Origin of the sequence: Nonomuraea sp. NPDC052265 (genome assembly GCF_044547985.1) — a bacterium.
Lineage (GTDB): Bacteria > Actinomycetota > Actinomycetes > Streptosporangiales > Streptosporangiaceae > Nonomuraea.
The window spans coordinates 351,663-363,403 of sequence record NZ_JBIUBJ010000002.1 but is presented as its reverse complement, the minus strand read 5'-3'; the positions used below and the strand labels follow the sequence as shown (position 1 = coordinate 363,403).

Below are 11,741 nucleotides of genomic sequence, written 5' to 3'. Positions count from 1 at the left end.
GGCCGACCGCACCCGTCAAGGCGGGACGGCGGGCACTGAGACGGGCCGACCGCACCCGTCAGGCGGGGCGGCGGGCGATGAGGACCTCGGTCGTCGTCGTCAGCTCCCAGCGGCCCGACGGCTCGGCGGCCAGCAGGGCGGCCCTGGCCGCCTCAACGAACGCGGGCAGGCGGTCGCCGAGCCTGGCCGGGGCCGTGTAGGAGTAGTAGGGCGCCGCACCGCCGAAGAGGTCCGTCATGGGTGGGACCATATACGGGTTCGAGACTCGTTCGATGGAAGGTTTTGATCGGTGAGGCGGCTACTCACGGTCCTGTTGCTCGCGTGCGCCGCGGTCGGGTTCGCCCTTCCCGCGCAGGCGCACAACGTGCTGGTCGGCAGCGATCCGAAGGACGGCGCCACGCTGTCCGCCTCGCCCGCGGGGGTGACGCTGGTGTTCGACCAGGCGGTGCGCCAGGGGTACGCGCAGGTGGGCGTGACGGGGGCGGACGGCTCCTCGTGGGCCGACGGCGCGGCGGAGGTGTCGGCCGAACGCGTCTCCGTCAAGGTCAAACCGCTGCCCGCGGGCGGCTCGTACGTGGTGGGCTACCGGATCCTGTCCTCCGACGGGCATCCGGTGACCGGGAAGATCAGCTTCAGCCTGGCCGCGTCCGCCACCGGCGTCTCGGCCGGGCAGGTCCGGCAGGGCGACAGCGCGGAGGCGGCCGAGGCGGCGGCCAACGGCGGAGCCGGCATGGCGGTCGTGTGGATCGTGGCCGCGCTGCTGCTCCTGGCCGCGGGCACCGCCGTCGCCCTCCGCCGCGCCGCCCCCGCTCCCGCCCCCTCATCGGAGGCCGAAGGGGACGCCGAGGCGCGGCCCGCGGAGGGGACTCGGGCGTGACCGTGACCGTTTCCTCCCGTTCCGCGCAGCAGGCCGTAGGCGGGCGGCTCGTCGCCGGGGCGTTCGTCGTGTGCGGGATCGTGGCCGCCGTGGCGGCCTCCACGTTCACCGCCCAGGAGTCCGTACCGGGCATCCCCATGCCGGGGCCGATCGTGGCCTACGGCCTGCCCGTCGTCCGGGTGCTGCTCGACCTGGCCGCGGTCGCCGTGGTCGGCCTGAGCCTGGTGCCCAAGCTGCTCGGCTTCGACGACCCCGACGCCACCGAGCCGGTCCTGCGCCGGGTGCGCCCGCTCGCCGTGCTGGCGGCCTGGGCGTGGGCGATCTGCGCGCTGCTCACCATCGTGTTCCAGACGGCCGAGCTCAACCCGGGCCGGGTGCCCACGTTCGGCCTGATCGCCTCCTACGTCGAGGAGGTGGGCACCGGGCAGGGGCTGCTGTTCAGCGCGGCGTGCGCGCTGGCGGCGGCCGGCATCGGGCTGATGGCGGTGCGGTTCGGCGAGAAGGTGCCCGCGGAACTGCGGATCATCGTGGCGCTGTTCGGGCTGCTGCCCATCCCGGTCACCGGGCACGCGGTCAACTCCGTCTGGCACGACCCCATCATGATCTCGATGGAGATCCACGTGATGGGCGCGGCGGCCTGGGCGGGCGGCCTGGCCGCCACGGCCGTGTTCGTCGCCCCCCACCGGGGGCTGCTGGCCGTGGCGCTGCCGAAGTTCTCCAGGATGGCCACCGTCTGCCTGCTCCTGGTCTCGCTCTCCGGGCTGGTCACCGGGCTCGGCACGATGGCCCTCACGCCCGGCGTCGAGCTGCCGGACGCGATCGTGACCAGCCACTACGGCGTGCTCGTCGTGATCAAGACGACACTGGTGGCGTCGCTGGTGCCGCTGGCCGCCCACATCCGCTTCCGGCTGCTGCCGGTGATCCGCCGCGGCGGGGCCACCGCCCTGGTGAGCTGGACGGCGGCCGAGGTGGGCGTGATGGGGCTGGCCTACGGGGTGGCGGTGGCGATCACGCGGGCCTCGATCGGCTGAGCCCGGCGGTCGCGCCGCCCGGCCAGCCACTCGGCGGCCAGCCAGGCGGCCAGCAGCCCGAGCCCGGCCCAGACGGCCGACGACGTGACCAGGGGCGGCGCTCCGTACAGGCCGGTCTGGCCCTTGATCGCGCCGTAGACCGGGCCCATGAGCGCGCTCTGCGCGACCAGCGCGCCGTAGGCGCCGGCGGTCACCGCGACCGCCCCGACGACCGCGCGCACGGCCGGGACGCGCACCAGGAACGCCAGGTCGACCAGCAGCCCGGCCACCACGAAGAAGAACGGCAGCGCCGACGGCGGAAAGCCGCCGAAGGTGAGCAGCGGCCAGATCAGCGTGCGGAACCCCACGTACGCGCCGGCCACCAGCGTCGCCGCGCCGAACCTGCCGATCAGCAGCCTGGCCGCGACCAGCACCGACAGCCCCGCGACCACGGCGTAGACGGGGTAGAGGTAGTCGGGCACGGGCAGGGTGAACCCGCTCATCATGATCCGGTCGACCGGGCGGCCCATCTGGTCGGCGGCGAAGCGCAGCAGGATCTGCTCGGCGTAGGTCGCGTGGTTGTCCCAGGCGCCGAGGGAGAGGATGCCGTACTCCTGGTGCTGCTCGGGGAAGTGCACGTTCTCCAGGAAGAACGCGAGGAACGCGCCCAGCACGACCGTGCGCTCCCGTCCGGGGGGCGCGCCCATGAACCAGCCCCTGATCACGCCCATGATCATGAAGAACGTTCCAACGTAGAGCATGATGTGGGACGGGCTCCACGAGGTGATGTCGAGCCCGTTGACGCGGTGGTTGATCAGGTCGAGCGGCACCGCGATGAGGAAGATCCCGGTCCCCCACTGGATGAGCCGCAGCGCCGCCTTGTCCACGCCGTAGCCGGTGTAGCCGTGGACGACGGTCAGGACGACGACCAGCGCGGTGCCGGCGGAGTTGAGCAGGTGGGGCGGGGCGAGGTCGTCGCGCAGCCACTTGAAGTGCCACGACACGTCCCATGCCGAGCCGAGCAGCTTGAGCGTGAGCGCCACCAGCCATCCGAGGTAGAGCACCCGGAACAGGTCTTGCGGCGTCTCGCGCCCCGCCTGGCCTCTGGTCCAGTACGGCAAGGCCCACGCTGCGGCCTTCTTGAACGATGCTGGTGACTTCACGGCGCAAATCTTACGGTCATCCGGCGCGTCGGTCTCAGATGTCTCATTTGTCTAATTGTGGGCCGCTTCGGGGAGGCTTGCGGGTCAGACGTACCGGGAGGTGCTTGAGCCCGTTCTGGAAGTTGGACGTCAGCCGTACCGGGGGGCCGGCCGGTTCGACGTCCCAGGCGAGCAGCTCGGTGAAGACCGCGCGGAGCTGGACGCGGGCCAGGTGGGCGCCGAGGCAGAAGTGCGGGCCGAACCCGAAGCTGACGTGGTCGTTGGGGGTGCGGGCGACGTCGAAGCGGTCGGGGTCGGTGAAGACGGCCGGGTCGCGGTTGGCCGAGGCGTGGTAGACGACCACCTTCTGCCCCGCCTGGATGCGGCGGCCGCCGAGTGTGAGGTCGCGGGTGGCCGTCCGGCGGAAGTCCATCACCGGTGGCCAGTGGCGCAGCATCTCCTCGACCGCGGACTCCAGCAGCGACGGGTCGGCGCGCAGCCGGGCCAGCTCGGCGGGGTGGCCGAGCAGGGTGAGCAGGCCGCCGGGGATGCCGTTGCGCAGGGTCTCGTTCCCGGCGACGGCGAACAGGAAGAACATGTTCTCGAACTCGGCCTCGGTCAGCCCGCCCTTCCTCATGGCGGACATGACCGACTCGTGCGGGGTGTCGGCCAGGGCGTGGGCGTAGGCGAACATGTCGGCGAGCGCGGCCCTGGACCTGGGGTTCGTGCCGGGCCCGAGCTCGGGGCGGGCGGCGACCGCCAGGCGGCCCACGGGGGTCAGGGACTCGACCTCGGCCGTGGACAGGCCGGCGTAGTCGTCGTCCTGGTAGCCGATGACGCGGGAGGCCCAGTCGTACAGCAGCCGTCTGTCCTGCTCGGGCACGCCCATGATGTGGGCCAGCGTCCAGACGGGCAGGTCGGCGGCCACCTCGACGAAGTCGCACTCGCCGGGCGCGAGCAACGCCGTCACCCGGTCCTTGATCGTGCGTTCCAGGGCGCGGACGGCGCGCGGCGTGAAGGCGGCCGCCACGATCCGGCGCAGCCTGGAGTGGTCGGGCGGGTCCATGTTGAGCATCATCGACCGGACGAACTCCAGGTCGGCAGGGGTGTCGGGGTCGCGGATCTGGGTGGCGCCGAGGTGGGAGGAGAAGTCGTCGGGGCTGCGCAGCACCCGTTTGACGTCGGCGTGCCGGAACACCCCCCAGTAGCCCGGCCCCTCACGCCAGGGGCCCACGGCCGGCTCCGGGATCCAGCAGACCGGGCTGTCACGGCGGAGCCGGGCGTACAGGTCATAGGGGACGCCCGCCGCGTAGGTGGACGGCAGGAACACCTCCGCCAGGTCGTCCGCCGGACGCCCACCCGGTTCCCGGGCCGGGTCGTGCGCCGCACGCCCGCTTCGTGCTTCGGCAGGGTTATCCACAGGACGCTCGCTCCGCTCCTCCGCCATGCCCTACAGCGTGCATGATGAGCGCGTGACTCCAGAAGACGCAGAGGCGATTCTCCGGCAATACTTCGCTCCCTGGATCCAGGAACTAGGGCTGCGGGTGGAGGAGGTGGGCGAGCGCCATGCCCTCGTCCGGCTTCCCTGGTCCGACGCTCTGGCGCGGGAAGGCGGCGGGCTGTGCGGCCAGGCGATGATGGCCGCCGCCGACACCGCCACCGTCATCGCGATCTCCTCCGCCAGGGGCGGGTTCGTGCCGATGACGACCGTGCAGCAGTCCACCACGTTCCAGCGGCCGGTGGTGGGGCGCGACGTGCTGCTCGACGCACGCGTCACCAAGCTGGGGCGTTCGCTGGCCTTCTCGGAGGTCACGCTGACCCCCGACGGCGACGGCGACCCGGCCGCGCACGCCTCGACCGTCTACGCGATCCTCGGCTGACGGCCGACGTCCGGTGACCGGTGACCGCCGCCTCCCCCGGCGGTCCGTCTCAGGGATCTCTCAGGTGCGGAAAGTAGGCTCACCGCCATGAAACGTGTGGCCGCGCTGGTCGCGGTGCTCGCCGTCATCGGGGTGACGACGTGGGTGGTGTGGCCGTCCTCCGCGGAGGCGCGCGGTCAGGACCAGCGGATCACGGTCGTCGACGGGCCCGCCGACGACCAGCGGGTGGAGCTCGACGCCACGTTCTTCCCACCCGCGGGCGGTGGGAAGGCGCCCGCCGTGCTGGTCGCCCACGGGTTCGGCGGCAGCAAGCAGAGCGTCCGCCTGCAGGCGGCCCGCCTGGCCCAGGACGGCTACGCCGTGCTGACCTGGTCCGCGCGCGGTTTCGGCCGTTCCACGGGCGAGATCGCGCTCAACTCCCCCGACTACGAGGTCAAAGACGTCAAGCAGCTCGTCGACTGGCTGGCCAGGCGGCCCGAGGTCCAGCTCGACGCCGCCGGCGACCCTCGTGTGGGCATCACGGGCGGCTCGTACGGCGGTGCCATCGCCCTGATGACCGCCGCCTTCGACCAGCGCATCGACGCCATCGTCCCGCAGATCACCTGGGCCGACCTGGCCGACGCCCTCTTCCCCGACGCCGCCGCCGGCGGGTCCGCCGCGGGGTCGGGCGCCCAGGCCGCGATCGGTCAGGGCGCGGGCGACGGCGTCTTCAAGCGCATGTGGGCGGGCATCTTCTTCGGCCAGGGCGTCTCCCTCGACACCTTCGCCGCCCAGTCCCGCCGTGAGGCCGCCGCCCCGCTGACCGCCGAACAGGCCAGGTGCGGCCGCTTCCTGCCGGCGATCTGCGACGTCTACCAGCAGGTCGCCGCAGACGGCCGGGCGACGCCCGAGGCGATCGCGCTGCTGCGCAGATCCAGCCCGGTCACCGTGGCCGGCCGGATCAAGGCGCCCACCCTGCTTCTCCAGGGCCAGCGCGACTCCCTGTTCCCGCTCTCCCATGCCGACGCCAACGCCAGGGCCATCGCCGCCGCCGGCACGCCGGTGAACCTGGCCTGGTTCGACGGCGGGCACGACGGCGGCAACGGCGAGGCCGACTGGCTCTACGACCAGTCCTCCGCCTGGTTCGCCCGCCACCTCAAGCGCGAGGCCGCGCCCGCGGTCAGCGCGTTCACCGTCACCCGTGACGGCGGCCGCGACCCCGGCACCCGCCAGCGCATCAGGCTCCACCCCGAGGCCGGCTCCTACCCCGGCCTGGCCGGCACCGACACCACCACGGTGCAGCTCGCCGGCCCCGAGCAGAACGTCATCAACCCGCCCGGTGGCGCCCCCGCCTCGATCTCGACCGTTCCCGGCGTCGGGGGGCTGCTGAGCGGCCAGGGCGGCGCGGGCGTGTCCATCGACATGCCCGGCCAGAGCGCGGCGTTCGAGTCGCCGCCGCTCACCGCTCCGCTCCAGCTCACCGGCAGCCCCACGGTCAAGATCAAGGTATCGGGCAAGGGCCAGGCGACGCTGTTCGCCAAGCTCTACGACGTGGCCGACGCCGTGCAGCCGCCGACGCTGCCGGCGGGGCTGGTGGCGCCGTTCCGGGTCACCATCCCCGAGGGGGCCGGCTCCGCCGAGGCGACGGTCACCCTGCCGGCGGTCGATCACCGGTTCGCCGTGGGCCACCGGCTGCGGCTGGTGGTGACCACGACGGACATGGGGTTCGCGACCCCGGCCGAGCCCGCCGCGTTCGGGGTCTCCCTGGCCTCGCGCGCGCTGGCCGTCCCCACGGTCCGCACGCTCGCCGCGCCGCCGACCGGGGTGGCCTGGTGGGTGTGGGCGATGCCGCTGGCCGCCGTGCTCCTCGCCGCCCTCCTGCTGACCACCGGCCGCACCTCGGGCCGCGGCGCCCTGTCGCGCCGCACCCCCGCACCCCCCGTCCCGGCAACGGAACCGGCCGAAACCCCCACCGGCACACCGTCCGCGGCAGAGGGGCGGGAGGTGCCGTTGGAGATCGTCGGGCTGACGAAGGCGTACCGCAACGGCGAGCGGGCCGTCGACGGGCTGTCGTTCCGGGTCGAGCAGGGCCAGGTCCTCGGCCTCCTCGGCCCCAACGGCGCCGGCAAGACGACCACGATGCGGATGATGATGGGCCTCATCCGCCCCGACGCCGGCGAGATCCGGATCTTCGGCGACCCCGTCACCCCGGGCGCGCCCGTGTTGTCCAGGCTCGGGTCGTTCGTGGAGGGGCCCGGTTTCCTGCCGCACCTGTCCGGCCGCGACAACATCGAGCTCTACTGGGCCGCCACCGGCCGCCCGGCCGCCGACGCGCACTTCGAGGAGGCGCTGGAGATCGCGGGCCTGAGCAAGGCGCTCGAACGCGCCGTGCGCACCTACTCCCAGGGCATGCGCCAGCGCCTGGCCATCGCCCAGGCCATGCTCGGCCTGCCCGACCTCCTGGTGCTCGACGAGCCCACCAACGGCCTCGACCCGCCCCAGATCAGGGAGATGCGCGAGGTGCTCAAGCGCTACGCGCGCGAGGGCCGTACCGTGATCGTCTCCAGCCACATGCTGGCCGAGGTGGAGCAGACCTGCAGCCACGTGGTCGTCATGCACCGCGGGCGGCTGGTCTCCACCGGACCGGTGTCGCGGCTGCTGAGCTCGGCGGCCGGCAACGGGCACGGCGGTCCGCGCCTGGAAGACGTGTTCCTCGACCTCATCGGAGACAGATCATGACCGCCGCGCCGGGCTACGCGCCGCGCCGCACGCTGCCGCTGCGCGTGGAGATCGTCAGGCAGTTCAAGCGGCGGCGGACGCTGGTCATGTTCGGGCTGCTGCTGGCGTTGCCGTGGGTGCTGGTGATCGCGTTCCAGTTCGGGCCGCAGTCCGGCAACCAGGGGCAGTCCTCGGTGCGGATCAGCGACCTGGCCACCGCGAGCGGCCTGAACTTCGCCGCCTTCGCCCTGTCGGTGTCGGCGAGCTTCCTGCTGGTGGTGGCGGTCGCGCTGTTCTGCGGCGACACGGTGGCCGCCGAGGCCAACTGGTCGTCGTTGCGTTACCTGCTGGCCGCGCCGGTCCCCCGTGACCGCCTGCTGCGGCAGAAGCTGATCGTGGCGGTGGGCTTCTCGGCGGCGGCGGTGATCTGCCTGCCGCTGATGGCGCTGCTGGCCGGCACGGTCGCGTTCGGCTGGCACGACATCCAGGTGCCCGGCACCGGCGAGACGATCCCGGCGCTCGACGTGCTGCCCCGGTTCGGCATCGTGATCGGTTACGCCCTGGTCAGCCAGCTCGTGGTGGCGGCCCTGGCGTTCCTCGTCTCCACGGTGACCGACTCGCCGCTCGGCGCGGTGGGCGGGGCGGTGGGCCTGTGGATCGTGTGCACCATCCTGCAGGCGGTCGAGGCGCTGGGGACGCTGCGCGAGTTCCTGCCGACGTTCTGGAACAACGCGTGGCTGGACGCCCTGGCCCCCGAGCTCGACTGGAGCGGGATGGCCAAGGGCGCCTCGGTGTCGATCACCTATGCCGCGATCCTCATCGCCGTGGCCTTCCGCAGGTTCCGGCGCAAGGACGTGGTCAGCTGACGCCCTTGGCGGCGTCCTCCAGGCCCTTGACGTCGATCTTCCGCATGCCCAGCATGGCCTGCACGACCCGCTGGGCGGCGGCCGGGTCCGGCACGCTCATCAGCTCCTGCAGGGCCCTGGGGACGATCTGCCACGACAGGCCGTACCGGTCCTTCAGCCAGCCGCACTGCGACTCCTCGCCCCCGTCGGTGAGCTTGGCCCACAGCTCGTCGACCTCCTCCTGGGAGGTGCAGTCGACGTAGAGGGAGATCGCCTCGGTGAAGGTGTACCGCGGGCCGCCGTTCAGGGCCATGAAGCGCTGTCCGGCCAGCTCGAAGGTGACCATCATGGCCTGCCCGGCGGGCCCGGGGGCGCCCTCGGCGTAGCGCTGGACGTCCAGGATGCGGGAGTCGGCGAAGAGCGCGGTGTAGAACTCGGCCGCCTCCTCGGCCTGGTTGTCGAACCACAGGTAGGTGGTGATCTTCTGCATGTCGCCGGTCGTCCTTTCGAGACGGGTCGCGGGGGCCGGGTCCGTGCCCGTCCCCCTCTTTCATCGACGCGTCGAACGGGATCGGGCGGGATCGACACCCGTCCCGGAGAATTTTCAGAAAGGTCTGAGGCGGGCGGAGACGTCCGGCCAGGCGGTCACGTCTGAGGCGCCGAAGTGGCGGATCGCCCAGTGGACCATGCGCAGGCTCATGTGCGCCCAGCACACCGCCGCCGTGTCCCCTTCATGCCCTCTGGCCGGGTACGGGACGTCGCCCGCCAGGAGCAGAGCCGGACGTCGCGGGGCCGGACGTCGCGGGGCCGGAGGGTGGCGTACTTAAGAGTGGTGGGGTGGGGGGCCGGAAAGGGGGTTCGGGAGGGCCGGTTCGGGGGTGCGCGCGGGGGCGGCGGGAAAGTTGCACCGGGCCGGGTGAGGGCCCGGGTGGTGTGGTCAGCCCCAGTGAGGAGGCTTGTTGTCGAGGTAGAAGGCGTCGGGGTCGGCTTCGCGCCAGTCGCCCCAACCGAGGTCGGTGTCGTCCGAAGTCTGCTCCGGGAGAAATTCGTCCACGGGAAACATGCTACCGAGACGTACAAACCAACACCGGTCGTATTCCCGGCTCCACGGACAGCCCTCGCGCCCGGCGGTACGATGCCAGAGCAGGTGTCGCCGATCCCCCGTGAGGCTGCGCATGGCCACCCCTACAGGCTGGCGGAGAGAAGGCAATCTACCGGCGGAGCTCACCAGCTTCGTGGGGCGGACCCGGTTACTCGCCAACCTCAAGCGGCATCTCGCCGAGTCCCGGCTGGTGACCGTCACCGGCATCGGCGGTGTGGGCAAGTCGCGCACGGTGCTGCGGCTGGCGCACCAGGTCCGCACCCAGTACCCCGACGGCGTGTGGTTCGCCGACCTGGCCCGGTTGCAGGACGCGGGCATGGTCAGGCACACGATCGCCTCGGCGCTCGGCATCGCCGACCAGTCCTCGCGGGCGGAGTCGGAGTCGCTGTCGGAGTGGGTCGGCGACCGCGACATGCTGCTCATCATCGACACCTGCGAACACCTGGTGCAGGGCTGCGCCGAGCTGGTCCACGAGCTGCTGGAGGCCGCGCCCAACCTGAAGGTGCTGGCCACGAGCAGGCAGTCGCTCCACCTGCCGTACGAGCAGGTGGTGCCGGTCCCGCCGCTGCTGGTGCCCGGCGACGACCCGGCGGAGAACCTGTTCACCAACGAGTCGGTCCAGCTGTTCGCGCTGCGGGCGGGGGCGGTCGTGCCCGACTTCCAGCTCGACGAGGCCAACCTCGGCGCGGTGGCCGAGCTGTGCCGCAGGCTCGACGGCATCCCGCTGGCGATCGAGCTGGCGGCGGTGCGGCTGCGCGCCCTGTCGGTGGAGCAGATCCTCGGGCTGCTGGCCGACCGGTTCAGCCTGCTGGCCGGCGCGAGCCGTACGGCGCTGCCGCGTCACGCGACGCTTCGGGCGGCGATCGGCTGGAGCCATGAGCTGTGCGAGCCCGCCGAGCGGTTGCTGTGGGCGCGGCTGTCGGTGTTCGCCGGAGACTTCGAGCTCGACGCGGCCAGGTTCGTCTGCTCCGACGGGCGCCTGCCCTCGGAGGACGTCACCGACCTGGTCACCGGGCTGGTGGAGAAGTCGATCCTGCTGATCAGGAGCCACCACTCCGGCGTCCGCTACAAGCTGATCGACACGCTGGCCGAGTACGGCGAGGAGTGGCTGGACAAGCTCGGCCAGTCCGAGCAGATGCGGCAGCGCCATCTGGAGTACTACCTGAGCCTGGCCCAGCGCAGCGAGGACGCGTGGTCGGGCCCGCGCCAGATCTACTGGTTCGTGCGCATGCGGCAGGAACACGACAACGTGCGGGTCGCGCTGGAGCACGCGCTGTCGTCACCGCTGCGCAGCGCCTCGGCGCTCACGTTGCTGGCGTCGTTGTGGTTCATGTGGGTGTGCTGTGGTTTCGTGCGGGAGGGGCGTCTCTACCTCGAACGCGCGCTTGAGGCCAATCCCGCGCCGAGCAAGGAGCGCTGCAAGGCGCTGTGGGTGTTGTCCTACGTGCGCAGCGCCCAGGGTGACAGCGTCGGCGCGCTGACGGCGGCCGAGCAGTGCAGCACGGAGGCCGTCCGGGTCGGCGACTCCAGGGCGGTGATCCTGGCCTCGAAGATGCAGGGCACGGCCGCGCTGCTGCAGGGCGACCTGCAGAAGGCCAGCGCGCTGCTGGGCGTGGCGATCGAGTTCAACACCGACAACAAGGAGCTCAACCCGGGCCTGCTGCCCGCGATCGTCGAGCTGTCGCTGGTGCTGTCGGCGCAGGGCGAGCTGTTCGAGGCCGAGTCGCTGCTCCAGGACTGCCTCCAGGTGTGCCGGGAGCGCGGCGAGCTGTGGGTCAGCTCGTACGCGCAGTGGGCGATGTCGCGCACGCGGCTGGCCACCGCCAGGCCGGCAGAGGCGCTGCACAACGCCCGCGAGGGCCTGCGGATCAAGCGGCACTTCCACGACACGCTCGGCACGCTGCTGGTCCTGGAGACGACCGCGCGCATCCTCATCGCGCTCAAGCAGGCGCCGCCGGCGGCCAAGCTGCTGGGCGCGTTGCAGCAGAACTGGCGGACGGCGGGCCTGCCGCAGATGGGCGCGCCGTTCCTGACCGACGACCACGACGCGTGCGTCGAGGACTGCAAGTCGATGATGGGGGACCTGGCCTACAAGAACGCCTTCGAGAACGGCGCCCGCCTCGACCTCGACGAGGCGTCCGCGCTCGCGCTCGGCGACCTGGACGCCCCGGCCGAGGACTGACCTCGG

Annotated in this window: 10 protein-coding genes; 6 read left to right on the top strand and 4 right to left on the bottom strand. The window is 72.2% G+C overall.

Annotated elements, in window-relative coordinates; translation table 11 throughout:
• Positions 1–58 precede the first annotated feature (58 nt).
• Positions 59–238, bottom strand: coding sequence for a hypothetical protein (locus tag ACIHAD_RS06780; RefSeq protein ID WP_397353374.1), 180 nt, complete (start codon positions 236–238; stop codon positions 59–61).
• A gap of 51 nt (positions 239–289) precedes the next feature.
• Here ACIHAD_RS06780 and ACIHAD_RS06775 point away from each other — a divergent pair, with 51 nt between their 5' ends.
• Both ACIHAD_RS06775 and ACIHAD_RS06770 read left to right on the top strand, forming a co-directional pair.
• Positions 290–877 carry a copper resistance protein CopC gene (locus tag ACIHAD_RS06775; RefSeq protein ID WP_397353373.1) on the top strand — a complete coding sequence of 196 codons (588 nt, stop codon included), beginning with the start codon at positions 290–292 and terminating at the stop codon, positions 875–877.
• Complete coding sequence (locus ACIHAD_RS06770) at positions 874–1,908, top strand: CopD family protein (RefSeq protein ID WP_397353372.1); 1,035 nt, start codon at positions 874–876, stop codon at positions 1,906–1,908. Before ACIHAD_RS06775 ends, ACIHAD_RS06770 begins: the two co-directional genes overlap by 4 nt.
• Here ACIHAD_RS06770 and ACIHAD_RS06765 read toward each other — a convergent pair.
• Both ACIHAD_RS06765 and ACIHAD_RS06760 read right to left on the bottom strand, forming a co-directional pair.
• The gene (locus tag ACIHAD_RS06765; protein WP_397353371.1) at positions 1,866–3,050 is read right to left on the bottom strand and encodes a hypothetical protein; all 1,185 of its coding nucleotides are present in this window, start codon (positions 3,048–3,050) and stop codon (positions 1,866–1,868) included. The genes ACIHAD_RS06770 and ACIHAD_RS06765 overlap by 43 nt on opposite strands.
• Positions 3,051–3,093: 43 nt before the next feature.
• Positions 3,094–4,449, bottom strand: coding sequence for a cytochrome P450 (locus ACIHAD_RS06760; protein ID WP_397353370.1), 1,356 nt, complete (start codon positions 4,447–4,449; stop codon positions 3,094–3,096).
• Positions 4,450–4,501: 52 nt separating this feature from the next.
• Here ACIHAD_RS06760 and ACIHAD_RS06755 point away from each other — a divergent pair, with 52 nt between their 5' ends.
• From ACIHAD_RS06755 to ACIHAD_RS06745, 3 genes are all read left to right on the top strand, one after another.
• The gene (locus ACIHAD_RS06755; protein WP_397353369.1) at positions 4,502–4,909 is read left to right on the top strand and encodes a PaaI family thioesterase; all 408 of its coding nucleotides are present in this window, start codon (positions 4,502–4,504) and stop codon (positions 4,907–4,909) included.
• Between the two features lie 87 nt (positions 4,910–4,996).
• Positions 4,997–7,627, top strand: a complete 2,631-nt coding sequence (locus tag ACIHAD_RS06750; protein WP_397353368.1) for a CocE/NonD family hydrolase — start codon at positions 4,997–4,999, stop codon at positions 7,625–7,627.
• Positions 7,624–8,472, top strand: a complete 849-nt coding sequence (locus tag ACIHAD_RS06745; RefSeq protein ID WP_397353367.1) for an ABC transporter permease — start codon at positions 7,624–7,626, stop codon at positions 8,470–8,472. Before ACIHAD_RS06750 ends, ACIHAD_RS06745 begins: the two co-directional genes overlap by 4 nt.
• On the opposite strand, the gene ACIHAD_RS06740 is transcribed toward ACIHAD_RS06745, so the two are convergent.
• Positions 8,465–8,941: a VOC family protein gene (locus ACIHAD_RS06740; protein ID WP_397353366.1), complete on the bottom strand. Its 477-nt coding sequence runs from the start codon at positions 8,939–8,941 to the stop codon at positions 8,465–8,467. The genes ACIHAD_RS06745 and ACIHAD_RS06740 overlap by 8 nt on opposite strands.
• Positions 8,942–9,614: 673 nt before the next feature.
• Here ACIHAD_RS06740 and ACIHAD_RS06735 point away from each other — a divergent pair.
• Entirely contained in the window at positions 9,615–11,735 is a 2,121-nt protein-coding gene (locus tag ACIHAD_RS06735) for an ATP-binding protein (RefSeq protein ID WP_397353365.1), read from the top strand.
• Positions 11,736–11,741 lie beyond the last annotated feature (6 nt).

What these genes read in the sequence shown, in the direction of transcription:
- ACIHAD_RS06780 (WP_397353374.1), bottom strand. Translation starts at nt 238, where the DNA reads ATGACGGACCTCTTCGGCGGTGCGGCGCCCTACTACTCCTACACGGCC.
- ACIHAD_RS06750 (WP_397353368.1), top strand. Translation starts at nt 4,997, where the DNA reads ATGAAACGTGTGGCCGCGCTGGTCGCGGTGCTCGCCGTCATCGGGGTG.
- ACIHAD_RS06745 (WP_397353367.1), top strand. Translation starts at nt 7,624, where the DNA reads ATGACCGCCGCGCCGGGCTACGCGCCGCGCCGCACGCTGCCGCTGCGC.
- ACIHAD_RS06740 (WP_397353366.1), bottom strand. Translation starts at nt 8,941, where the DNA reads ATGCAGAAGATCACCACCTACCTGTGGTTCGACAACCAGGCCGAGGAG.